We start from the raw sequence: 22,906 nt of genomic DNA, 5'->3' as shown, positions 1-22,906 counted from the left end.
GTTCTCAGGTTGCGCTGACAGGATGGCTGGATGACGGTGGCCGCCTCTTCGTCCCGACGCTGGTTCGGTTCGACCGAGATCCTGGTGGTGGCACTCATCGCGATGGCCCTGGCGGCGAGCTGGTTACGCGGGATTGTCGATGGCAACGAAAAGCTGGCGACCGCCGGGACGGTGTTCTGCGGGGTGTTCGTTCAAGCCGTCCCGTTCCTTGCACTCGGGGTGATCGTGAGTGGGCTCGTCGCGACATTCGTCACCCCGGAACGGCTGGCGCGGTGGCTGCCGAACCGATCCGTCGCCGCGGTGGCAGTGGCGGGTGTGAGCGGTGCGGCGCTGCCCGGCTGTGAATGCGGTTCGGTTCCGGTAGCGCGCCGACTGTACGGACCGGGATCCGTCGGTGCGGCCGCACTCACCTTCATGTTGTCCGCGCCGGCCATCAATCCGGTGGTGTTGGTCGCTACCGCGGTCGCGTTCCCCGGCCAGCCCAAGATGGTGCTGGCACGCGCGGTGGCCTCCCTGCTCACCGCCATGGTGATGGGCATGGCGTGGTCACGGTGGGGACGGGACAGCTGGGTCACTCGCAAGCTGCCCACCGCGCACGCCGGATCGTCTTCGCGCTGGACGACATTCACCGAGGCTGCGCGGCACGACTTTCTGCAGGCGGCCTCGTACCTGGCAATCGGCGCGGTAGCTGCGGCGGCTTTGCACGTGCTGGTTCCGGCCTGGGTGTTCGAGCATCTCGCGGGCAATCTTGTGGTGGGTGTGGTGACAATGGCGCTGCTGGCCGTGGTGCTGGCGTTGTGCTCGGAAGCCGATGCCTTCGTCGCCGCGAGCATCACGATGATGCCGCTGATTCCGCGGCTGGTGTTCCTCGTGGTGGGGCCGGCCGTCGACGTGAAGCTGATCGCGATGCAGTCCGGCATGTTCGGACGGCCCTTCGCGGCCCGATTCGCGCCGCTGACATTCGTGGTGGCCACCGTGGTCGCGACGGGTGTCGGACTGGCGGTGCTGGGGACCTCATGAGGCGCGACACGGAGAACACACTGCTGATACTGCTGGGGGTCAGCGTGGCAATGATCGCGGTGACCGGAACCTTCACTCGCTACGTCAAGCCCGGGCTGCTGCCGTGGCTCGCCGGTTCAGCGGTCATCGTGATCGGGCTCGGTCTGGCCGCCATCTTCCGCGATGTGCGTCGCGGCCACACCGACCATGACGATGACCACGACGGCCACGGAGGCCACACCCACAAGCACGGCGCCACATGGTTTTTGGTGCTGCCAATAGTTCTGCTGATCTTCATCGTGCCCCCCGCCCTCAGCGCGCGCTCCATCGCGCCGGCCAACATCGGCGCATCAGCCAACACGCCCCGGCGGGCCTTTCCCCCACTGCCACCCGGCGACGCGCCCTCGGTGCCCCTGCCGGAGGTCCTGATGCGCATTGCCGCCGGTTCCTCGGACACGCTGAGCGGTCGCACCATCACCGTCACCGGGTTCACGTTCAAAGAGGGCGAGCACACCGACCTGGCCAAGATCGTCATCGTGTGTTGTGCCGCGGATGCCCAGCTGGCGCGGCTGCATATGACGGGTCCGGCGGCCGCGTCGGCATCGGCGCTTCCGGAGAACACCTGGATCTCGGCGACCGGCATTGTGCCGGGCGGTCAGAGCTACCGCGGCCCGTCGTCGATTCCCGTCATCGACGTCACCGGCATCACCCGCACCGATCCACCGAAGAGCACCTACTGAGCGGAGGCACGTTGCGGTACAAGGCATACCTGTTCGATGTGCAGGGCACGCTGCTGGATTTCTTCGAACCCGTGTCGCGCGCGGTTGCCGAGCACGCTCCCAGTGTCGACGCCGCCGGTTTCACTCGTGCCTGGCGCGCGGACTATTTCGACCGCGTCGCCAACCTGGCCCAGTCTGTGGACGACTGGACGCGGGTACAGGATCTGTACGCGCACGGCTTCGCTGACGTCTGCGAGACGTTCGGGCTGCCGCGCCCGGACGCTGCGACCGCCGAGCTCGTCGCGTCCAGCTGGCAGCGCCTGATTCCGTGGCCGGACGTACCCGCCGGCCTGTCGGGGCTGCGTGCACGGGCCGTCGTCGCGACCCTGTCCAACACCGATATGGCCACCATGGTGAATCTGTTCAAACGCCTGGGCATTTCGTGGGATGCCGTCCTCACCGCAGAGGTATTCGGCAGCTTCAAACCAGACCCGGTGGTGTATCGGCGCGCGCTCGGCTACCTCGGCATCAAGCCCGGTGACGCGGCGATGGTGGCCGCACATCCGTATGACCTGCGCGCCGCACGAGAGATCGGCATGGGGACTGTCTTCGTCTCACGGCCCTACGAGTACGGCGATCCCGCACTGGCTCATGGCGATCCCGACGAGGAGTTCGATCAGCGGGTCAGCGATATCGGCGATATCGCCTAGCGCAGCCCGCGCGGCCGCACCAGCAGCACCAACACCCCGGCCAGGACGATGCCGAAAAGGTTGACCGCGAGCTGCAGCACGGACAGCCCAGCGATTTCCCATTCCCCCACTGTCGCCGCCACCACCGCGAATCCCGCGGCCGGCACGGTGGTCACCGAGATGAAAACGCCCACCAGCGCCGCCGATTTCGCCGACATCAATGAGAGCATGCCGGCCGCGCCCGCCAACAACGCGACCACCAATGAGAACGGCCCCACCTGGAATATGAAGTCGACTTGCTGCAGCTCACGCACACTCTTCAAGGTGACCCAGCCGGCGCCCTCGGCGACCAGCGCCCCGATGGCAGTCACCGCCATCGCCACCGGAAATCCCGCCACCAATGCCAGCAGCGACCGTCGCGCCAGCGACCATTTCCGCCGCACGATCGAAACTGCCAGCGCGGCAAGAGGACCGAACTCGGGTCCAACCACCATGGCGCCGACGATGGTGACCGGCGAATCGGTGACCACGCCGACTGCGGCGATCAGGCAGGCCAGGCACAGGAAGGCCAGGAACGTCAGGTTGAGAGTGGATTCTTCGCGGGTGCGCCCGATCAGCTCATCCCAGATGACGGCATCGGCGGGGTCACCTTCGGCATCGTCCTCGGCCTCATAGGCGGTCTGCGAGATCACCGTATCGAGCACCTCCGCGGTGATTGATCCCCGCTTGTCGATATCGATCGCCTTGAGCCCGTCGAGCACGTCGTTGGCCGTCTCGCGAGCAACGTCGGCGGTGATCACATCACCCGCAGGACTGATCGCCACCCCGGGTACACGCACGATATGCGCGACCCCCGTTGTGGTGGAAAGGAACTCCACCACCTGATCGGAGAGATCGGCAGGTGCGATGACCCGGACGTGCAGCACGTGCGCTACGCGTCCGGCTTACCCGGTTTATCGGCCTTATCGGGTTTTGCGTCGATTCCGGATTCCTTGCGCTGCGCCGCCGTGATCGGTGCCGGGGCATCCGTGAGCGGATCCACACCGCCACCGGACTTCGGGAAGGCGATGACTTCGCGGATGGACGATGTGCCTGCGAGCAACGCGGTCACGCGGTCCCAACCGAAGGCGATGCCCCCATGCGGCGGTGCACCGAAGGCAAAGGCGTCCAACAGGAATCCAAACTTGTCCTGGGCCTCTTCATTGCTGATGCCCATGACCTTGAACACGCGTTCCTGGACATCGCGGCGATGGATGCGGATCGATCCACCACCGATCTCGTGCCCGTTGCACACGATGTCGTAGGCGTAGGCGAGTGCGGACCCCGGATCGGTATCGAAGGTGTTCGCGGACTCCGGCTTCGGTGAGGTGAAGGCGTGATGCACCGCGGTCCAGGCACCGGAACCGACCGCCACATCACCGGCGGCGGTGGCGTCATCGGCGGGCTCGAACATCGGCGCGTCCACCACCCAGGCGAATGCCCAGGCGTCGGGGGCGATCAAGTCGAGCCGTTGGGCAACCTCGCCGCGGACCGAACCCAGCAGCGCCCGTGAGGATTTGACGGCACCAGCGGAGAAGAAGATGCAGTCACCCGGGCTGGCGCCGACATGCGCTGCCAGCCCATCGCGTTCGGCGTCGGTCAGGTTCTTGGCGACGGGGCCGCCGAGGGTGCCGTCCTCCCCCACCAGCACATAGGCCAGACCCTTGTGACCGCGCTGTTTGGCGAACTCCTGCCAGCCATCCAGGGTACGGCGCGGCTGATCGGCGCCGCCGGGCATCACCACCGCACCCACATAGGGCGCCTGGAACACCCGGAAGCTGGTGTCGGAGAAGTACTCTGTGCATTCCACCAGCTCCAGACCGAACCGCAGGTCCGGCTTGTCGCTGCCGTAGCGGCGCATCGCCTCGGCATAGGTGATCCGCGCGATGGGTGTGGGCACGTGATATCCGATCAGATCCCACAGCGCGACCAGAAGCTCCTCGGCCAGCGCGATGACATCGTCCTGGTCCACGAAGCTCATCTCGATATCGAGCTGGGTGAACTCGGGCTGCCGGTCGGCGCGGAAATCCTCGTCGCGGTAGCACCGCGCGATCTGGTAATACCGCTCCATACCCGCGACCATGAGCAGCTGCTTGAACAGCTGCGGGCTCTGCGGCAATGCGTAGAAGCTGCCCGGCTGCAGACGCGCCGGCACCAGGAAGTCGCGCGCACCCTCCGGGGTCGAGCGCGTCAGCGTCGGAGTCTCCACCTCAACGAAATCGTGGCGGGCCAGCACACCGCGCGCCGCGGCGCTCACCTTAGAGCGCAACCTGATTGCGTTGCCCGGACCTTCGCGACGCAGATCCAGGTAGCGGTACTTCAGGCGCGCTTCTTCACCCGCGGTCTCATCCAGCTGGAAGGGCAGCGGCGCGCTCTCGTTGAGCACAATGAGCTCGGCGGCATTGACCTCGATGTGGCCGGTCGGGATCTCGGCGTTGGCGTTGCCCTCGGGCCGGACCTCCACCACACCGGTGACCTCGACGCAGAATTCGGCACGCAGCCGATGAGCCTGCTCGAGCACCGCGTCATCACGGAACACCACCTGGGACACCCCGGAGGCATCACGCAGGTCAATGAAGATGACGCCGCCGTGGTCGCGCCGTCGAGCCACCCAGCCGGCAAGCGTCACGCGCTGTCCGGCGTCCGACTCCCGCAACGTACCCGCGTCGTGAGTGCGCAGCACAAAAGATCCCTTCGACAGTGCTTGTTTTACAAAAGGCCAGTGTTTAGACGTTTGAGCCTAGCGGCCCGCGTTCGCTGCCTTGTCGGGGCGCCGCGTCGAGACTCAGTGCACCTGGGCCCAGGCGGTCCGGCGCACCGAATCCGGGTCCTCGATGGTGACATCGGAGCGAGACCGGATGATCCGCGTACGCCGGCCGTCCGCCCCATAGGTCGGCCAGTCGTTCGGCCCTTCGCCCGTGGCGAAGTCCAGCCAGGCCCGCTGCATGCGGCGCCCGACCGAGGGCATCATCCGCGCACCGAGCGGGCTCAGCAGCATCCCCACAAATGACCCATAACTGTGCTGGACATGCACGATCTCACTGCCGTGGGTGGCGCCCAGGCCGAGGAGCTTAAGCCCCCACGCGGTGTGGTCGAACCGGTACATGTAGGTGTCGACGAAGGCGCTATAGGCGTCGGCGAACGCCCACATGGGTGCGGCGAACATGGCATCTGAGCCCACCGCCACCAGCGCCGAACGGCTCGGGTATCGCGGGTACACGGCGATGATCGCGTCTTGGTACTCCGGACCCACCCGATTGAAGTAGCCGTTGACGGTCGGCTCGGTGGTGGGCAGCATCGGCGGTTTCACGCGCGCGAACATCGAGGCCTCGTGGCTGTTGGACCCGATGATGAGCGGCACCTGGTGCACCTCGCCGCGCCGTGCCGCCTCGATGGGGTGATGCGGCAGCAGCTCGGTACCGTGCGTCAGGCCATATCCGAGGATCGGCGTATCGGTGGCGCTTTCGATCTGCAATTTGGCGGCACCGCGGCGCAGTTCCCGCTGCGGCAAGACCTTGAGCCGGCTGGGATCGGTGACGTCGAGCAGCTCCATGTAACGGTGAGCACGCCGATCACGCAGCGCCTTGTCGGCGATCAGCGGCAGCGCGGGGCTCTGTGCGATGGCACGCCCGAATAGTCCTGCCGCCGCCGGGCTCGCCAGCAGTGCCAGCACCGATGTCGCCCCCGCCGACTCACCGAAGATGGTGACGCGGTCGGGATCGCCGCCGAAGGCCGCGATGTTCTCGCGCACCCATTTCAGCGCCGCGATCTGATCCCGCAGCGCCAGGTTGTCGTCGAAACCCTCTCCCAGGGCGCTGAGCTCCAGTCCGCCCAGGGCACCGATCCGGTAGGTCACGTTGACGACGACGACATTGCCGTTGGCGGCGAGGCGCGCTCCGCTGTACAACTCCAGCTGCCCGGCACCGAAGACAAAAGCCCCACCCGGGATCCAGACCATGACAGGCAGGTTGGCGTGGATGTCCGGCGACCAGACGCTGACGGTCAGGCAGTCTTCGCCACGAATCTTGGGGTCATCGCGGCCTGCCCCCACGAACGATTTACCTTGCGGCGGCAACGGCGCGTGGTCGATGGCGTCGCGCACTCCGTCCCAGGGTTCCAGCGGGACGGGCGCCAGGAATCGAAGCTGTTCGAGCGGCTGTCGCGCATAGGGCACCCCGCGCCAGACCGAAACACCGCCTTCGGTGGTTCCACGCAGGTCCCCCAACGGCGTGCGGACGACGGTCGGCAGGGCGACGTCAACGGCCACGTATCGAATCGTAATGCGGATCAGCGCCACAGAGGCGAAGGCCCCGCCGGAAAGTCCTGGGCCGGACATGAACTCTTCGCCATGTAGCGATACGCCCGTTCGTGGAGTATGCAAAGGTATCGGCAGCCGACAGCAGCCGATAGCTGAGTGGCAGAGACACGACATGGGAGTGACGGACCAATGACCTTCAACGAAGGCATGCAGATCGACACCAGCACCACCTCGGGCGGCGGCATGGGCCGCGGCCCCAAGATGGCCATCGGCGGTGGCGTCGGCGGGTTGCTGATCGCGGTGGTGGTCATGCTGCTCGGCGGCGACCCCAGCCAGGTCCTGCAACAACAACCGAGCCAGCAGGGATCCGGCGTGACCCAGCGGCCGACAGAGGACTTCAGCCACTGCAAGACCGGTGCTGACGCGAATAAGTCACTGGACTGCCGCATCATCGCCACCGGGAACTCGGTGGACGCCGTCTGGACGGAGATCCTCGGACCGAAGTACCCGCGGCCGGGAGTCAAACTGTTCAGTGGTCAGGTGAACACCGGATGCGGCGCCGCCTCCACCGAGGTCGGCCCCTTCTACTGCCCCGCCGACCGGACCGCGTACTTCGATACCAGCTTCTTCCAGGTGCTGGTCGACCAGTTCGGATCCAGCGGTGGCCCCTTGGCGCAGGAGTATGTGGTGGCCCATGAATTCGGCCATCACATACAGAACCTGTTCGGCGTACTTGGCAAGAATCACCGCTGCGCCGAGGGCCAGGCGGGCGGCGGCGTGTGCACCGAACTGCAGGCCGACTGCTATGCCGGCGTCTGGGCAAAGCACGCATCGACCACCGTTCAGGAAGGCACCGGCGTCCCGTTCCTGAAACCGTTGACGGACCAGGACATTCGAGACGCATTGTCGGCCGCGTCCTCGGTGGGCGATGACCGAATCCAGAAGCGGGCCACCGGGCGCGTCAACCCCGAGGCGTGGTCACATGGCTCATCCGAGCAGCGCCAGCGATGGTTCACCCAGGGATACAACACCGGCGACTTCCGCACCTGCGACACCTTCAACGCCGACAGCCTGAACTAGATAGAGGCAGCGGCGAGGGCGGACGCTAGAACAGCGTCATCTCTGGCGTGCGCGCCAATTTTGTTGGCCTCGATGGGGTTTCCTCACGGCGGGAGGCCAGCCCATACTTGCTCACCAGCGGTCCCACTCGTTCTCGCAACCAGGCCCGATACTCGGCGGGCGCGTAGGCGCCCTTGCGATACAGCTCCCGGTATCGACCGACGAGCTCGGGGTGCGACTGGGATACCCAGGACATGAACCAGCCACGTGTCGTCCCGCGCAAATGCAACGGAAAGACCGTCACGCCGGCCGCGCCTGCCTCTGCGATCCGGCCCAATAGGTCATCGAGATGCTCCACCGTGTCGGTCAGGAACGGAAGCACCGGCGCCACCATCACCTGCGGTTCAAAACCGGCCTCGCGTGCCGCGGTGATCAGCGATAGTCGCGCCTGGGGCGAAGGCACCGCCGCTTCAACCTCATGGTGTAGCGCCTCATCCCCTATGGCCAGCGAGATCCCCAAGCTCACCGGCACGTGCTGGGCCGCCTCGGCAAGCAGAGGCAGATCCCTGCGCAGCAGAGTGCCTTTGGTGAGGATCGATATCGGAGTACCAGAATCAGCCAGCGCCGCAATGATTCCCGGCATCAGCTGATAGCGTCCCTCGGCCCGTTGATAGGGGTCGGTATTGGTGCCGAGTGCGACCGTCTCCCGGTTCCACGACTTGCGCCCCAGTTCCTTCCGAAGCACCGGCACCAGATTGGTTTTCACCACGATCTGGTTGTCGAAATCCGCACCGCTGTCGAACTCCAGGTATTCATGCGTCGGGCGCGCGAAACAATAACGGCAGGCATGTGCGCAGCCGCGAAACGCGTTGACCGTAAACCGAAACGGCAACATGGACACCGCCGGAACCTTGTTGAGCGCCGACTTGCACAACACTTCGTGAAAGGTGATGCCCTCAAATTCGGGCGTGCGCACACTGCGCACCAGGCCGATCCGCTCCAAACCCGGAAGCGCGCCATCGTCGGCGTCCAACGTCTGACCGTCCCACCGCATAGGTCTATGCGAACATATGTTCGATCGCGTGTCAATCCCCCTCGTGGGTGTCTGAGCGTGAATCTAGGCTTGGCCCCATGAAGCAGCAGCTGCACTTTGTCACTGTCGCCGCAACGGATCTCGATGCCACTCGGCGTTTCTATGGAGCGCTGGGCTGGGCTCCCCTGCTGGACGTCGAAGGCGAGATCATCTTCTACCAGAGCGCACCGGGACAGCTGCTGGGGTTTTTCCTCGCAGACAAGTTCAACGAGGACCTCGCCGCGCTAGGCGATCATTCGCAGGTTTCCGGCATCACCCTGGCGCACAACGTGGATTCTCCCGAGGATGTGACCGCACTCGCCGGCACCATGTCGGCCGCCGGAGGCGCAGTTCTCAAGCCGCCGCAGCCGGGCCAGTTCGGCGGGGTGTTCCACGCCCACATTCAGGACCCCAACGGACTCATCTGGGAAATCGCCTACAACCCCGGTTGGCGGATCGCCTCCGACGGCACCGTCCACCTCGGCGACTGACACACCGCGCGCCCGTACCGGCCGGCCTGATTGACTTACCGCGTGACGAATACCGCGACCGAGCTCCTGTTCTCCTACGGCACCCTGCAACAGGCCGACGTGCAGCGCGCCACCTTCGGACACGAACTAGATGGTCATACCGACGCCATCGTGGGATTCGATCTGGACTACGTGATCATCACCGACCCGCATGTCATCGCGACCAGTGGCAGCGACCGTCATCCCATCCTGCGCCCGTCGGCCGACACCTCCGCGGAAGTACCCGGCACGGTGTTCTCGATCACGCCCGAACAGCTGGCTGCCGCCGATGAGTACGAAGTGGATGACTACCAACGCATTTCGGTGCCGCTGCGCTCAGGCACAACAGCCTGGGTCTATGTGTTCGCGAGCTAGCGGGTTACCACTTGCGCAGTGAACAGGTGACGGCGGTCTCGCCATCAGCCTGGGTGGCGAGGGCACCGTCCACGTACACCTCGCAGTGGAACACAGGCGCACCGGTGACGGCCTTGGCCGCCGCGCTGGCACTCACGTATGCCCACTGAGTGGGATCGTTCAGCGTGGTCTCGACGACGAATGGAGCATCGGGAGCGATACGGGTCGAGTTGCGCACCAAGTACTTGCTCGACTCCGAGTCGTATGCCGCCGCGCTCGGCGGCTCGTTCTGCAGCACGAGGGTCTGCGAAAGGAAGTCACGGTCGGAGCTGATCACGTACTTCACCTGGTGCGGTGCCGCCTCCGCGACGGGCGTCAGCACCATCGTCAAGGTTGCGGCACTGGCCGTGGCGAGCAGAGCTGCTGTGATACGTCCCATACGTGTCATATCCGCGATGCTAGCCGCGCCGTTACTTCATCGACAATCGAACCAATCGGCACGGGCTGCTGGACGCCATCGGCCAGCGTCTTGAGCTCGATGTTTCCCTCACCGATTTCACGATCCCCGGCGACCAGCGCAATCGAGGCTCCCGAGCGGTCGGCGCCGCGCATCGCACCCTTGAGTCCGCGGTCGCCGTAGGCGATATCGGTGCGAATCCCCGCGATCCGCAGCTGCGCCGCCACCTTCACCAGCACTGATTTAGCGTCCTGCCCAAGGGGCACACAGAACACGTCGCAGCGCCCACTGTCCCCCACCGTGACACCCTCGGCCTGCAGCGCGAGCAGGGTTCTATCCACGCCGAGCCCAAACCCGATACCCGACAACGACTGTCCACCGAGCTGCGCCATCAGTCCGTCATAGCGCCCACCGCCACCAATCCCGGATTGCGCGCCGAGACCGTCATGCACGAACTCGAATGTGGTCTTGGTGTAGTAGTCAAGGCCACGCACCAGCCTGGGGTTCACCACGTACTGCACACCCAGCGCGTCCAGATGGCTCAGCACCTGATCGAAATGCGCCTTGGACTCCGCGGAGAGATGGTCGAGCATGAGCGGCGCATCGGCCGTCATCTCTCGCACCTCGGGCCGCTTGTCATCGAGCACTCGAATCGGATTGATACGAGCCCGTTCTCGCGTCGCCTCATCCAGGTCCAACCCGAAGAGGAATTCCTGCAACAACTCTCGATACTGCGGACGGCAGGAGGCATCGCCCAACGAGCTGATCTCCAACCGGAAGCCGGTCAGGCCCAGGGAGCGGTACCCGGTATCGGCGATCGCGATCACCTCGGCGTCTAGAGCCGGGTCGTCGACGCCGATGGCCTCCACACCCACCTGCTGCAGCTGGCGATAGCGGCCGGCCTGCGGTCGCTCATACCGGAAAAAGGGCCCTGCGTAACGAAGTTTCATCGGCAGCTGGCCACGATCTAAGCCGTGCTCGATAACTGCACGCATCACCGATGCCGTGCCCTCCGGGCGCAACGTCACCGACCGATCGCCGCGGTCGGCGAAGGTGTACATCTCCTTGCTGACCACATCGGTGGACTCGCCCACCCCGCGGGCGAACAGTGCCGTGTCCTCGAACACGGGCAGCTCGATGTAGCCGTATCCGGCCAGCCGCGCCTGCTCCAGTAACCCATCGCGAACGGCCAAAAACTGCGCCGAGTCCGGTGGCACATAATCCGGTATGCCCTTGGGCGCGCTAAAAGTCTTCTCGCTCACTGGATTTCCTCGAGGAATGGGTTGGCGCGTCGCTCATCGCCGATGCTTGTGGCATTGCCGTGACCCGGCAGCACCACCGTCGAATCGTCTCGGGTGAGCAGTTTGGCCGCAATCGAATTAAGCAGCTGTTGGTGGTTACCGCCGGGTAGATCGGTGCGCCCGATCGACATCTGGAAGAGCGTGTCGCCGCTGAACACCACATCGATGGGCCCATTATCGCTGTCGACCTCGATGCCGAACACGACAGAACCTCGGGTATGCCCAGGCGTGTGGTCGACGGTAAGTGTGATTCCGGCGAGCTCCAGCTTGTCGCCGTCACCGATCTCCACGAGCTCCTTGGGCTCGGCGAATTCCATGCCCTGGATGAACTGAGCCAGACCCGGCCCGATCCCGGCAAGCGGATCGGCGAGCATCACGCGGTCATCGGGGTGGATGTACACGGGGATCCCGTATTCATCGGCGAGCGGCTGTGCCGTCCAGGTGTGGTCCAGATGCCCGTGTGTGAGCAGCACCGCCTCAGGGGTGAGGTCGCGTTCGGCGAGGATCTCCTTGACGCCGGCGGTCGCCTCCTGTCCGGGGTCGACGATGACGGCGGGGCCGCCCTCGTGGGGCGCCACGATGTAGCAGTTCGTGGCGAACATGCCCGCGGGAAATCCGGTGATCAGCACCCGACCAGCTTAGGCGGCGGGTCCTGCACCATCTCTCAGGTGTGGCTGGCACACTCTCTGGCGACCTAGATTCTTTGATGGACGCCCTAGGAGGAGAACCCGGTGCCGACCAACGAGCAGCGACGTCAGACGGCCAAGCGCAAGCTGGAGCGACAGCTGGAGAACCGTGCTGAGCGCGCCCGTAAGCAGCGGATCTGGGCGATCAGCGGCGTCGCGGTCGTCGCCGTCGTCGTCGCTGTGGCCATCACCGCGTGGCTGGCCATCAGTAAGAGCGACAAGACCGATGCGGCACTGGACACCTCCACCACCCCGGTCTCCACGGTCGACGCGCCGCCAACGTCCTCGTTGCCGACACCCGATGAGCCGCCCGTTCAGGGCGCTCCGTTGCCACCTTTTGTGGCGCCTGCCGGGCTGGGTCACTGCGCCTACGTCGCTGACGGCGATCCCGCCAAGAAGCTCGCCGACGGGCGTCCACAGCTACCCCGATCCGATACCCCTATCCCCTCCAGTCCTGCCACTGTGACGGCCAGCATGAAGACGAGCCAGGGCAATATCGGCCTCGTTCTGGACAACGCGAAGGCACCGTGCACGGTGAACAGCTTCGCCAATCTGGTGCAAGGAACCTTCTTCGACGGCACCGTCTGTCACCGGATGACCGGAGGCGGCGCCTTGTCGGTGCTGCAGTGCGGTGACCCGACCGCTACCGGTACTGGTGGCCCGGGTTACCGGTTCGCCAACGAGTACCCGTCCGGTCAGTACAAACCGGGTGACCCCGCCGAGCAGCAGCCAGTCGTCTATCCCGCAGGCACGCTCGCCATGGCGCACTCCAAGCTGCCGGATTCCAATGGCAGCCAGTTCTTCATGGTCTACAAGGACTCATTGCTGCCGCCGCAGTACACGGTGTTCGGCAAGGTTGACAAGACAGGCATGGAGACCCTCGCCAAGATCGCTAAGAACGGCGTCGCCGGTGGCGCCACGGACGGCAAGCCGGCGCAGGAAGTCAAAATCCTCGACCTGCAGATGGACTGATGTCCTATTTCCCGGGTCCACTGGACCCGATCACGTCGAACTACCCGCCCAAGGATCACGGTCGAGCAGTCGCGCTCATCGTGGTCGCCTGTGCCGTAGGCGCCGCTGTCCTTGCATTGGCGGTGATCCCCGTCGTCAAGGCTCTGCGAACGCCCAACAATGCCGCTTTGAATATCTCTGTCTCACAATCGATTCAGCGTGAGTCCACCTCTACTACGATCCGCCCGACACCGACCCCAGGCCTGACCGACGGGCTGCCGAAATTCACCGCGCCGGCCAACCTCGGTCACTGCCAGTACAGCCCCAAGGGGGAGCCCGCGAAGAAGCTGACAGCGGGGCGGGCACAGCTGCCACGATCCGATCGCCCAGTTCCCATCCGTCCCGCCAAGGTGAGGGCCAGCATGAAAACCAACCAGGGCGATATCGGCCTTGTTCTGGACAACGGCAAGGCGCCGTGCACAGTGAACAGTTTCGCCAGCCTGGCTCAGGGCGGATACTTCGACGACACCCTCTGTCATCGGATCACCAGCGGCGAGCTGTCGGTACTGCAGTGCGGGGATCCGACGGGCACGGGTACGGGCGGTCCGGGATACGAGTTCGACAACGAGTATCCGACCACCCAGTACCCGGCGGGTGACCCGGCCGCACAGCAGGCCGTGGTCTATCCCGCAGGCACCTTGGCAATGGCCAACGCAGGTCCCGGAACGAATGGCAGCCAGTTCTTCATGGTCTACAAGGACTCATTGCTGCCGCCGCAGTACACGGTGTTCGGCACCATCGACAAGACCGGTATGGAGACCCTCGCCAAGATCGCGACCAACGGAATCAGATCCGGTCAGCGCGGCACGAGCGACGGCGCACCCGCGCAAGAGGTCAAGATTATCGACGTTAGGCTCGACTGACATGATCTCGCGTCGCACAGTGCTCGTCGGTGGATTGTCGGCAGTTGCTCTGGCGGCTGTCGGTTGTTCACGAAGCACCGACAGCCAACCCTCGCCGTCCGAAATCGCCTCCCTGGAAAAGGATTTCGGGGGCCGTATCGGGGTGTACGCCTTGGACACCGGATCGGGTGCCACACTGGGCCACCGGCCAAATGAACGCTTCCTCATGTGCTCCACGGTGAAGACCTTCATCGTCTCGGCCATCCTGCACCGGAGCCTGAGTGAACCGGGGCTGCTGGACAAGCGGATTCACTACACGCAGTCCGACATCATGGAATGGGCTCCGGTTGCGTCCCAGCATCTAGCCGAGGGCATGACCGTCTCGGAGCTGTGCGATGCGACGATCCGCTACAGCGACAACACCGGCGCCAACCTGTTGATCGCGCAGCTCGGCGGTCCTAAACAGACGGAGAAATTCGTTCGAAGCCTGGGCGACAATGTCTCTCGCATGGATCGCACCGAAGAAGAGCTGAACGTCCCCGACGGCGATTTGGACACCTCGTCCCCGCTGCAGCTGGTGACCAATCTGCGCAGGCTGGTCCTCGACGAAGGGCTGGATTCGCAGGGGCGCGATCTGCTCACCGACTGGTTGAAGCGCAACACCACCGGCGACCAGTCGATTCGGGCCGGCGTCCCGGCCGGCTGGACGGTGGCGGACAAGACCGGCAGCGGATTCAAGGGCGAAACCAATGACATTGCGGTGATCTGGCCGCCGGGGCGCGCGCCCATTGTGGTGGCGGTGCTCACCGTCCCCGACGACCCGAAGTCCACCCAGGGCAAGCCGACCATCGCCGCGGCCACCCGCATCGCGCTCAAAGCATTCAACGCGTAGTCGCCCGGCGGAGCGGATCAGGCGGCGCTGGTCACCCGGTAGACGTCGTAGACACCCTCGACGTTGCGCACCACGTTGAGAACGTGTCCCAGATGCTTCGGGTCGCCCATCTCAAAGGTGAAGCGGCTGATGGCCACTCGATCATTCGACGTGGTTACCGAGGCAGACAGGATGTTCACCCGCTCATCGGCGAGGGCGCGAGTCACATCGGAGAGCAGGCGGTGCCGGTCCAGCGCCTCGACCTGGATGGCGACCAGGAAAACCGAGGACGCCGACGGCGCCCAATGCACTTCGATGATCCGTTCCGATTGCTGCTGAAGAGATTCGGCGTTGGTGCAGTCGGTGCGGTGCACGCTCACTCCGCCGCCACGGGTGACAAACCCGAGGATCTGATCACCCGGCACCGGCGTACAACATTTCGCAAGCTTGGTCAGCACGCCCGGCGCTCCCGGTACCGCCACGCCGACATCATCGGAGCGTCGCTGCCGGATGGGCATCGTCGATGGGGTGGAGCGCTCGGCCAGTTCTTCCTCGGCGCTGTCCACACCACCAAGTTGGGCAACCAACCGCTGCACCACGTGCCGTGCCGAGACATGCCCCTCGCCCACCGCGGTGTACAGCTGTGAGGTGTCCTGATAGCGCAGCTCGCGGGCCAGGGAGGCCATACCTTCGCCGTTGACCAACCGCTGCAACGGAAGTCCACCACGGCGCACCTCGCGCGCAATGGCGTCTTTACCGGCTTCGAGCGCCTCCTCGCGGCGCTCCTTGGCGAACCACTGCCGGATCTTCGCCTTCGCGCGCGGAGACACAACAAAGGTCTGCCAGTCACGCGAGGGACCCGCGGTGGCCGCCTTGGAGGTGAAAACCTCGACCACTTCGCCGTTTTCGAGCTTGCGCTCCAGGGCCACCAACCGGCCGTTGACGCGCGCGCCGATACAGCGGTGACCTACCTCGGTGTGCACGGCATACGCGAAGTCGACAGGGGTCGACCCGGCGGGCAACGTGATGACGTCGCCCTTGGGTGTGAAAACGAAGATCTCCTGCACCGCAAGGTCGTAGCGCAGCGCCTCCAGGAACTCTCCGGGGTCTGCGGCCTCCCGCTGCCAGTCGAGCAGCTGGCGCATCCACGCCATATCGTCGATTTCGGCAGCGGCATGGTTGGGCGGAACGCTATTGCGGCCCTTGGCTTCCTTGTACCGCCAGTGCGCGGCAATACCGTACTCGGCGGTGCGGTGCATGTCGCGGGTGCGGATCTGCACCTCCAGCGGCTTGCCCTCGGGGCCGACCACGGTGGTGTGCAAGGACTGATAGACACCGAACCGCGGTTGGGCGATGTAGTCCTTGAACCGGCCGGCCATCGGCTGCCAGAGCGAGTGCACCACGCCCACAGCGGCGTAACAGTCACGAATCTCATCACACAGGATCCGGACGCCCACCAGGTCGTGGATGTCGTCAAAGTCGCGGCCTTTGACGATCATCTTCTGATAGATCGACCAGTAGTGCTTGGGGCGACCCTCTACGGTGGCACCGATACGCGAACCGTTCAGGGTGGCAACAATTTCCGCGCGCACCTTGGCCAAGTAGGTATCTCGTGAGGGCGCCCGGTCGGCGACCAGTCGCACGATCTCCTCGTATTTCTTGGGGTGCAAGATCGCGAAGGACAGGTCTTCGAGCTCCCACTTGACCGTGGCCATACCCAGACGGTGTGCCAGCGGCGCAATCACTTCGAGCGTCTCGCGGGCCTTACGCGCCTGCTTCTCCGGCGGCAGGAAGCGCATGGTGCGCATGTTGTGCAGTCGGTCGGCGACCTTGATCACCAGCACCCGAGGGTCGCGCGCCATAGCGATGATCATCTTGCGGATGGTCTCGCCCTCGGCGGCGTTGCCCAACACCACCTTGTCGAGCTTGGTCACGCCGTCGACCAGGTGGGCCACCTCGGTACCGAATTCGGTGGTCAGCTGCTCCAGGCTGTAGCCGGTGTCCTCGACTGTGTCGTGCAGGATCGCGGCCACCAGAGTGGTGGTGTCCATACCGAGCTCGGCCAGAATGTTCGCCACGGCGATCGGATGGGTGATGTAGGGATCACCCGACTTACGAAACTGCTCGGCATGCCGGCTCTCGGCTACCTCGTATGCGCGCTGCAGCACCACGCGGTCGGCCTTGGGATAGAACTCGCGATGGACGGCCATCAGCGGCTCGAGCACGGGGCTGACGGCGCCGCGCTGGGCGGTCATCCGGCGGGCCAGCCGGGCCCGCACGCGGCGCGACGCACTCATGGTGCCGCTGATCCGCAGGGAGTCCACGCTCGGCGCCGTCTGATCGCTCACGGCAGGCAGGGATTCGACCGCGACCTGATTCTCGCTCGGTACCTGCTCGTCAGCCACGGTTCACCTCCTGCCGCCTAGATTATCCCTCAGATCACACGCAGCGCAGTTAATGGCAGTGGCGCCACGGCCGCACGGCCGCCCAGACCCGACAGTTCAAGAACTACACCGGCGCTGATCACGTCCGCACCCGCGGCGCGCAAGAGTTTGATGGTTGCCGCCAGTGTTCCTCCGGTGGCCAGCACATCGTCGATGACCGCCACCCGATGACCGGTCAGATCCACTCCATCGGCAGGAATCTCCAACGCCGCGGTGCCGTACTCGAGTTGATAGGTCTGAGCATGCACGGGTGGTGGCAGCTTTCCCGCCTTGCGCACGGCCAGCACACCTACGCCGAGACGGATCGCCACAGCGGCCCCCAACAGGAAGCCACGCGCATCGATCCCCGCGATCAGCGTGGCCCCTGCTGCCGCCTCCCCCAACGCATCGGTGACCCGTGACAAGCCCTCGGCGTCCGCGAATAGCGGCGTCAAGTCCTTGAACTGCACCCCGGGCTCGGGAAAGTCGGGGACCTTACGAGTCAGCCTGTCGATGAGCGCTGTGACAGCGTCCGCAGATGTCACGCCGGCAACACCCAACGATCCATATTCCAGCCGGCACCCCACCGGGTAACCGTCGGCGTGGCGGCATACATCGACTTCGGTGCGATCAGCACGCGTGGCTGCCGATACAGCGGCAGCGTCGGCAGGTCGTTCCACAGGATTGCTGACGCGTCGCCGAGCAGCCGGCTCTGGTCCCTAGCGTTGGTGGTCACCGCCAGCGCCGCGATAATCCCGTCGATCTGACCGTTGGCGTAGTTCGCCGGATTCTTGCCTTCACGTGATCGCAGGGCGTACGCATCCATGAGCCACGAACCGGTTGACCCGCTTCCGGGGGCTCCGCCGATCGAGCTGAGGAGCGCATCAATCTGATTGTCCCGCAACGAGTGTGGCCCAACCTCGGGCGAACTGACGTCCTGCACGGTGATCCCGGCGGCTTCGCATGCCTGCGCCATGGCGGACACAATGGCCGCACGGCGCGGGTTGGGCGCCTGATACCCCACCCGGACAGTCAGCGGACGGTTAGCGACTGCGGCACGGGCCGCGACGGGATCCGAACGCATGAACCGTCCCGCCTCAGCGGCGGCCTCCACCGAGGCGAACGAGTCTCCGATGCTGGTATCCAGCCGGGCGTTCATCACCGGCACGCCGGCGATTCCCGCAATGGCATCGCGCGGCGTGCACAGGGCGACGGCACGGCGCACATCGGGAGCCCCAACCGAACCTCCGGCACCGAAGATGAGTTGCTCCACCCCCGAACCGGGTTCCTCGGTGCGTGCGAATCCGTCAGGGGCGGTGAGAGTCCCGGCCGATCCGGCGGCGACATCGACAACCTCCAGATCGCCATCGGACAGCCGTTTTTGCACATCAATCCCGCTGGGCCACACCGTGACCCGCTTGGTCACCGGCGGGCTCCCCCACCACTTGTCATTGGCGACCAGCACGACCGATCCGTCGTCGTTGTACCCGTCGAGCTTGTACGGCCCCGAGGACGGGAACTTCGAGAGATCCAGATCGGAGCCGAGGTTCCACTTGTCGTTCCAAAAATCGGCGATCTTCTGCAGCGCCGGAACGTCGTTGGCGGCGATGGCACCGATCAGGTCGATACCGCCACCGACCTTGTCGGCGACCACATGCCACGGCAACATCGTGGTGGCGGCGAACAACTGGGTCCAGTCGGTGAAGGCGCGATCCGGTGCGAAGGTGACCCGCGCGGTCTTCTGCCCCGACTTGCAATCGATGGTGGAGATATCGGCGTATCCCGCCGTGCTGGCTGCGTCAAAATCGGGCAGCCTGCCGGATTGCGCAAACCAGGCCAGCACCATGTCTTCACAGGTCACCGGCTTGCCGTCGGAGTAGACGGCCTTCTCATTGATGGTGTAGTCGAGCACCAGCGGAATACGGCCGACGACCTCGACGGTGCCGAAGTCGTGGTCCGCGATGACCTGGCCGTCAGGTCCGTGGAAGCCGAACCCAGTGAGCACCCGATTGAATGCCTGCGCCCCGGCCGAGGCGTTCCCCGCGACACTGTTGACGTTGTACGTCGTCAAGCGGCCATCGACGGCATAGTCGAGCGTTTTCGCCGCCGAGGTCCAACACGAGGTCAGCAACCCCGCCGCGAGCAGCATCGTGGTCACGGCGGCGCCGATTCGCGCGATCCGTCTTCCCCCGGTCCATGCTGGGCCTCGTGAAACCATCAGCGCCGCCGAACGTTTCGCTTACCTTGAGGGCGGGCGCCGGGCTTGGGTTTCGCGGGACGTACCCCGGTTGTGGTGGCATCGGATGCTTCCGATGTCGCCGCCTTGACGGCCTTGGCTCCCGAACCGGTGTCTGCCAGGGGTGCGGCGTCGGGCTTGCGGCGACTCAGCACCTTCTTGGTATGGCTCGCCACCAGCTCCGTGCGCTCACGCAATGCCACCAGCAGCGGGGTCGCGAAGAAGATCGACGAGTACGTGCCCACCAGAATGCCGACAAGCTGAACCAGCGCAAGGTCCTTCAGCGTGCCTACACCCAGCAGCCAGATCGCCACCACGATGAGCGAGAGCACCGGGATCACCGAGATGAGGCTGGTGTTGATCGAGCGCATGAAGGTCTGGTTCACGGCCAGGTTGGCATGTTCGGCGAAGGTGCGTCGCGAGGTGTGCTGGAACCCGTGCGTGTTCTCCTCGACCTTGTCGAACACGATTACGGTGTCGTACAAGGAGAATCCGAGGATGGTGAGCAGACCAATCACAGTCGCCGGGGTGACCTCGAAGCCCACCAGTGAGTACACACCCGCGGTAATCACCAGGTCGAAGACCAGCGCGGCCAATGCGGCCAGCGCCATGTACCGCTCATAGCGCACAGCGATGTAGATGCCGGCCAGCACCAGGAACACGATGAGCGCGAGAATCGCCTTGTGGGTGATCTGTCCGCCCCAGGTCTCGGATACGTCCGAGTCGCTGATGGCATTGATAGAGGGCTTGCCGTCAGCCCCCTTGGGTCCAAACCTGTCGAAGAGCGCCTTGTGAAGCTTCGCGGACTGATCGCTGTCGAGCTTCTCGGTACGAATCTGAATCGAGGCCGAGTCGCCGGTTCCGGTGACCACGATCGATTCCGCGTCGTGGCCGAGCGTCTGACTGAAGACGTCCTCGGTCTGCTGAACGGTCGCCTCACCCTTCGGGAACCACACCTTGGTGCCGCCCTCGAAGTCGATACCGAAGACGAATCCCTTGATCGCGATCGAGAGGATCGCGACGACCATGAAGGCGCCACTGATCCCGAACCACAACGTGCGCTTGCCGACGACGTCGACGGCGCCGGTTCCGGTGTACAGGCGATAGAGGAATCCGTGTTCCGGTGCCGCACTGGTGGTCTCGACCGCCGTGGACGTGACTTCCTTCGCGGCGCTCTTGTCGGTGCCGTTGTCGTTGCTCACCGTGTCGTTACTGGTGCTCATGCGTGTGCTGCCGCCTTACGTTCGCGGGCAATCTGCTGAACCGCGCCGAGCCCGTTGTACACGGGCTTGGAGAGGGTGGCGGACTTCGAGGACAGGTAGACAAGCGGCCACGTCACCAAGAACACCACCACGACGTCGAGGACGGTGGTCAGTCCGAGGGTGAACGCGAAGCCCTTCACCTGCCCGATGGCCAGGATGTAGAGCACCACGGCGGCCAGCAGAGTGACCGCGTTGCCGGAAAGGATCGTCTTACGGGCGCGTGCCCAACCGCGCGGCACCGCCGAACGGTACGAACGACCTTCTCGTATCTCATCTTTGATGCGTTCGAAGAACACCACGAAGGAGTCCGCGGTGGTGCCGATACCGATGATCAGACCGGCGATACCCGCCAGGTCCAGCGTGTACGAGATGTATCTGCCCAGCAGCACCAGGATCGCGAAGACCATGGCTCCAGAGGCCACCAGAGACAGCGCGGTGAGCACACCGAGTACGCGGTAGTAGAGCAGCGAGTAGAGCAGCACGATCGCCAAACCGATGGCGCCCGCAATCAAGCCGGCCTTCAAAGATGTCAATCCGAGTGTCGCCGAAACAGTTTGGGCATCCGAGGACTCGAAGGACAGCGGCAGCGAGCCGTACTTGAGCGCCGCCGCGAGCTGCTTGGCCGAGTCGGAGGTGAACTGTCCGCTGATCTCGGTCTTACCGCCGGGAATCGGTTCACGGATGGCCGGTGCACTGATCACCTTGGAGTCCAGTGTGAACGCGGTTTGGGTGCCCTGCTGCCAATGCGCAGAGGTGTATTCCGCCCAGACCTTGGCGCCAGTCGGCTTGAATTCCATGCTGACCACATAGATGCCGCGCTGCTGGTCGAGTCCCGAGCTGGCGTCCTTGATCTCCTCGCCGCTGATGATCGCCTTGTCCAGCAGGTAAGCGGCTTTGCCGCCTTGGCTGTCATCACCACAGGTGACCAACGGCAGGTTCGGGTCGTCGTTACCGGCGAGCGGGTCATCGGCGTCATAGCAGCGGGATGCCTGAACCTGAAGGGCCAGCATCTGAATCCGCGGGTCGTCGCTCTGCCTGATCTGCTTCTCGAAGTCGATCAGCTGCTTACGTTCCTCACCGCTGCCCGGCTTCGGCGGCAGATCGGTGGCAGGAGCGGCAGGCGGCGTCGCGGGCTGCGTCGCCGGAGTAGGTGGTGGTGGCGGCGGTGGCGTGGTGGTTTGCGCCGGATAGGGCCGCGGCTGCGGTTTCGGCGAGGGTGCGGCCGGTGCCGGCTTTCCTGCGCCGGGCTCCGGGGGCGTCGCCTCTTGCCCAGCGCCGGGCTGGCCGCCCTGAGGTGCCCCGGCCTGGGGATTCTCCTTGGGCTGCGCAGGCACCATCTGGACGACGGGCCGGATGTAGAGCTTGGCGGTCTGGCCGAGGTTTCGGGCCTCGCTGCCGTCGTTGCCGGGCACGGTGATGACGAGGTTGTCACCGTCGATGATGACCTCGGATCCGGAGACACCGAGTCCGTTGACGCGAGCGTTGATGATCTCCTGCGCCTGCGTCAACGCTTCCTTCGTCGGCTTGGAACCGTCAGGGGTGCGTGCTGTCAGGGTGACGCGGGTTCCGCCCTGCAGGTCGATACCGAGCTTGGGCTTGGCGTGCTTGTCGCCGGTCAGAAACACCAGCAGATAGGCGCCGATCAGCAACACCAGGAAGGCAGCTAGATAACGCGCGGGATGCACAGGGGCCGATGGCGAGGCCACGTGTCCGGTCTCCTTGCTTGTCGAGGGCGGGTCGGGAGGAGTTCAGGGTTGAGCAAAGGCGAAAGCCGCTACTCCTTGGTCAGCTCGACCCCGGTGCTCTCGACGTCGCGCGACGCCTCCTCAGCGGTGTCATCGGTGTCCTCGGCCTCATCAACGATCTTGTCGCGGACTGCGAGCTTCATCCAGCGAGTCACAACACCCGGCGCGATCTCGAGGTCCACGGTGTCGTCGGTTACTGCGGCGATGGTGGCCTGCAGACCAGAGGTGGTGTGCACCCGGTCGCCGATCGCCAGGGAGTCGTGCAGCTCGATGGTGGCGTCGAGGGCCTTGCGCTGCCGCCGGTTCGCGAAGAAGAGGAACGCACCCATAACGAGGATGAGCGGCAAAAAGACGATGATCGATTCCATGGCGGC

At 64.9% G+C, this 22,906-nt stretch carries 22 protein-coding genes; 9 read left to right on the top strand and 13 right to left on the bottom strand.

What is annotated here, in order from left to right:
* Positions 1-30: 30 nt before the first annotated feature.
* The 3 genes from B4383_RS16480 to B4383_RS16470 are packed head-to-tail and all read left to right on the top strand — an operon-like array spanning position 31 to position 2,428.
* Positions 31-1,020 carry a permease gene (locus B4383_RS16480; protein ID WP_078287926.1) on the top strand — a complete coding sequence of 330 codons (990 nt, stop codon included), beginning with the start codon at positions 31-33 and terminating at the stop codon, positions 1,018-1,020.
* On the top strand, positions 1,017-1,739 hold the full coding sequence (locus tag B4383_RS16475; RefSeq protein WP_078287925.1) for a TIGR03943 family protein: 723 nt from the start codon (positions 1,017-1,019) through the stop codon (positions 1,737-1,739). The genes B4383_RS16480 and B4383_RS16475 overlap by 4 nt, the downstream gene beginning before the upstream one ends.
* A gap of 11 nt (positions 1,740-1,750) precedes the next feature.
* On the top strand, positions 1,751-2,428 hold the full coding sequence (locus tag B4383_RS16470) for a haloacid dehalogenase type II (RefSeq protein ID WP_078287924.1): 678 nt from the start codon (positions 1,751-1,753) through the stop codon (positions 2,426-2,428).
* Here the strand turns inward: B4383_RS16470 and B4383_RS16465 are convergent.
* From B4383_RS16465 to B4383_RS16455, 3 genes are all read right to left on the bottom strand, one after another.
* The gene (locus B4383_RS16465) at positions 2,425-3,333 is read right to left on the bottom strand and encodes a DUF389 domain-containing protein (protein ID WP_078287923.1); all 909 of its coding nucleotides are present in this window, start codon (positions 3,331-3,333) and stop codon (positions 2,425-2,427) included. The two genes, B4383_RS16470 and B4383_RS16465, sit on opposite strands and share 4 nt — an antisense overlap.
* Positions 3,334-3,338: 5 nt before the next feature.
* On the bottom strand, positions 3,339-5,129 hold the full coding sequence (gene aspS, locus B4383_RS16460; protein ID WP_078287922.1) for an aspartate--tRNA ligase: 1,791 nt from the start codon (positions 5,127-5,129) through the stop codon (positions 3,339-3,341).
* Between the two features lie 102 nt (positions 5,130-5,231).
* Positions 5,232-6,782: a carboxylesterase family protein gene (locus tag B4383_RS16455; RefSeq protein ID WP_233146613.1), complete on the bottom strand. Its 1,551-nt coding sequence runs from the start codon at positions 6,780-6,782 to the stop codon at positions 5,232-5,234.
* Positions 6,783-6,893: 111 nt separating this feature from the next.
* Here B4383_RS16455 and B4383_RS16450 point away from each other — a divergent pair, with 111 nt between their 5' ends.
* Complete coding sequence (locus B4383_RS16450) at positions 6,894-7,784, top strand: neutral zinc metallopeptidase (protein WP_078287921.1); 891 nt, start codon at positions 6,894-6,896, stop codon at positions 7,782-7,784.
* A gap of 25 nt (positions 7,785-7,809) precedes the next feature.
* Here B4383_RS16450 and B4383_RS16445 read toward each other — a convergent pair whose 3' ends face one another.
* Positions 7,810-8,817, bottom strand: coding sequence for an Rv2578c family radical SAM protein (locus tag B4383_RS16445; RefSeq protein ID WP_078287920.1), 1,008 nt, complete (start codon positions 8,815-8,817; stop codon positions 7,810-7,812).
* 77 nt (positions 8,818-8,894) lie between these two features.
* Here B4383_RS16445 and B4383_RS16440 point away from each other — a divergent pair, with 77 nt between their 5' ends.
* Positions 8,895-9,326 carry a VOC family protein gene (locus B4383_RS16440; RefSeq protein WP_078287919.1) on the top strand — a complete coding sequence of 144 codons (432 nt, stop codon included), beginning with the start codon at positions 8,895-8,897 and terminating at the stop codon, positions 9,324-9,326.
* Between the two features lie 42 nt (positions 9,327-9,368).
* Complete coding sequence (locus B4383_RS16435; protein ID WP_078287918.1) at positions 9,369-9,719, top strand: gamma-glutamylcyclotransferase family protein; 351 nt, start codon at positions 9,369-9,371, stop codon at positions 9,717-9,719.
* 4 nt (positions 9,720-9,723) lie between these two features.
* Here the strand turns inward: B4383_RS16435 and B4383_RS16430 are convergent, their stop codons facing one another.
* The 3 genes from B4383_RS16430 to B4383_RS16420 are packed head-to-tail and all read right to left on the bottom strand — an operon-like array spanning position 9,724 to position 12,085.
* The gene (locus tag B4383_RS16430; protein ID WP_078288208.1) at positions 9,724-10,137 is read right to left on the bottom strand and encodes a hypothetical protein; all 414 of its coding nucleotides are present in this window, start codon (positions 10,135-10,137) and stop codon (positions 9,724-9,726) included.
* A gap of 5 nt (positions 10,138-10,142) precedes the next feature.
* Positions 10,143-11,417 (bottom strand): histidine--tRNA ligase, encoded by a 1,275-nt coding sequence (gene hisS / locus B4383_RS16425; protein ID WP_078287917.1) that lies wholly within the window; start codon positions 11,415-11,417, stop codon positions 10,143-10,145.
* Entirely contained in the window at positions 11,414-12,085 is a 672-nt protein-coding gene (locus tag B4383_RS16420; protein WP_078287916.1) for an MBL fold metallo-hydrolase, read from the bottom strand. Before B4383_RS16420 ends, hisS begins: the two co-directional genes overlap by 4 nt.
* 102 nt (positions 12,086-12,187) lie before the next feature.
* Between B4383_RS16420 and B4383_RS16415 the strand changes: the two genes are divergently transcribed.
* Genes B4383_RS16415 through blaMAB form a run of 3 tightly spaced genes read left to right on the top strand, consistent with a single transcriptional unit; the run spans position 12,188 to position 14,887 of the window.
* Positions 12,188-13,114 carry a peptidylprolyl isomerase gene (locus tag B4383_RS16415; RefSeq protein WP_078287915.1) on the top strand — a complete coding sequence of 309 codons (927 nt, stop codon included), beginning with the start codon at positions 12,188-12,190 and terminating at the stop codon, positions 13,112-13,114.
* A complete protein-coding gene (locus B4383_RS16410; protein WP_078287914.1) occupies positions 13,114-14,016 on the top strand; it encodes a peptidylprolyl isomerase in 903 nt (300 codons plus the stop codon). The genes B4383_RS16415 and B4383_RS16410 overlap by 1 nt, the downstream gene beginning before the upstream one ends.
* Before the next feature lies 1 nt (position 14,017).
* A complete protein-coding gene (gene blaMAB, locus B4383_RS16405; RefSeq protein WP_078287913.1) occupies positions 14,018-14,887 on the top strand; it encodes an MAB family class A beta-lactamase in 870 nt (289 codons plus the stop codon).
* Positions 14,888-14,904: 17 nt separating this feature from the next.
* On the opposite strand, the gene B4383_RS16400 is transcribed toward blaMAB, so the two are convergent.
* From B4383_RS16400 to yajC, 6 genes are all read right to left on the bottom strand, one after another.
* Positions 14,905-17,271, bottom strand: coding sequence for a RelA/SpoT family protein (locus tag B4383_RS16400; RefSeq protein WP_078287912.1), 2,367 nt, complete (start codon positions 17,269-17,271; stop codon positions 14,905-14,907).
* Positions 17,272-17,300: 29 nt separating this feature from the next.
* Complete coding sequence (locus B4383_RS16395) at positions 17,301-17,834, bottom strand: adenine phosphoribosyltransferase (protein WP_078287911.1); 534 nt, start codon at positions 17,832-17,834, stop codon at positions 17,301-17,303.
* Positions 17,831-19,507, bottom strand: a complete 1,677-nt coding sequence (locus B4383_RS16390; protein WP_078287910.1) for an ABC transporter substrate-binding protein — start codon at positions 19,505-19,507, stop codon at positions 17,831-17,833. Before B4383_RS16390 ends, B4383_RS16395 begins: the two co-directional genes overlap by 4 nt.
* A complete protein-coding gene (secF, locus tag B4383_RS16385) occupies positions 19,507-20,727 on the bottom strand; it encodes a protein translocase subunit SecF (protein ID WP_217697788.1) in 1,221 nt (406 codons plus the stop codon). Before secF ends, B4383_RS16390 begins: the two co-directional genes overlap by 1 nt.
* Positions 20,728-20,744: 17 nt before the next feature.
* A complete protein-coding gene (secD, locus tag B4383_RS16380; protein WP_078287908.1) occupies positions 20,745-22,493 on the bottom strand; it encodes a protein translocase subunit SecD in 1,749 nt (582 codons plus the stop codon).
* Between the two features lie 68 nt (positions 22,494-22,561).
* Positions 22,562-22,900: a preprotein translocase subunit YajC gene (gene yajC / locus B4383_RS16375; protein WP_078287907.1), complete on the bottom strand. Its 339-nt coding sequence runs from the start codon at positions 22,898-22,900 to the stop codon at positions 22,562-22,564.
* Between the last annotated feature and the right edge of the window lie 6 nt (positions 22,901-22,906).

Origin of the sequence: Mycobacterium sp. D16R24, assembly GCF_002013385.1 — a bacterium.
In the GTDB taxonomy this organism is placed as follows: domain Bacteria; phylum Actinomycetota; class Actinomycetes; order Mycobacteriales; family Mycobacteriaceae; genus Mycobacterium.
The sequence above is the reverse complement of the archived record's forward strand: the minus strand, read 5'-3'. Positions and strand labels throughout refer to the sequence as shown.

Excerpts from the sequence above, each read along its gene's own strand:
- yajC (WP_078287907.1), bottom strand. The coding sequence starts at position 22,900 with ATGGAATCGATCATCGTCTTTTTGCCGCTCATCCTCGTTATGGGTGCG.
- B4383_RS16455 (WP_233146613.1), bottom strand. The coding sequence starts at position 6,782 with ATGTCCGGCCCAGGACTTTCCGGCGGGGCCTTCGCCTCTGTGGCGCTG.
- blaMAB (WP_078287913.1), top strand. The coding sequence starts at position 14,018 with ATGATCTCGCGTCGCACAGTGCTCGTCGGTGGATTGTCGGCAGTTGCT.
- B4383_RS16450 (WP_078287921.1), top strand. The coding sequence starts at position 6,894 with ATGACCTTCAACGAAGGCATGCAGATCGACACCAGCACCACCTCGGGC.
- B4383_RS16475 (WP_078287925.1), top strand. The coding sequence starts at position 1,017 with ATGAGGCGCGACACGGAGAACACACTGCTGATACTGCTGGGGGTCAGC.
- B4383_RS16430 (WP_078288208.1), bottom strand. The coding sequence starts at position 10,137 with ATGGGACGTATCACAGCAGCTCTGCTCGCCACGGCCAGTGCCGCAACC.
- B4383_RS16445 (WP_078287920.1), bottom strand. The coding sequence starts at position 8,817 with ATGCGGTGGGACGGTCAGACGTTGGACGCCGACGATGGCGCGCTTCCG.
- B4383_RS16480 (WP_078287926.1), top strand. The coding sequence starts at position 31 with ATGACGGTGGCCGCCTCTTCGTCCCGACGCTGGTTCGGTTCGACCGAG.
- B4383_RS16440 (WP_078287919.1), top strand. The coding sequence starts at position 8,895 with ATGAAGCAGCAGCTGCACTTTGTCACTGTCGCCGCAACGGATCTCGAT.
- B4383_RS16390 (WP_078287910.1), bottom strand. The coding sequence starts at position 19,507 with ATGGTTTCACGAGGCCCAGCATGGACCGGGGGAAGACGGATCGCGCGA.
- B4383_RS16410 (WP_078287914.1), top strand. The coding sequence starts at position 13,114 with ATGTCCTATTTCCCGGGTCCACTGGACCCGATCACGTCGAACTACCCG.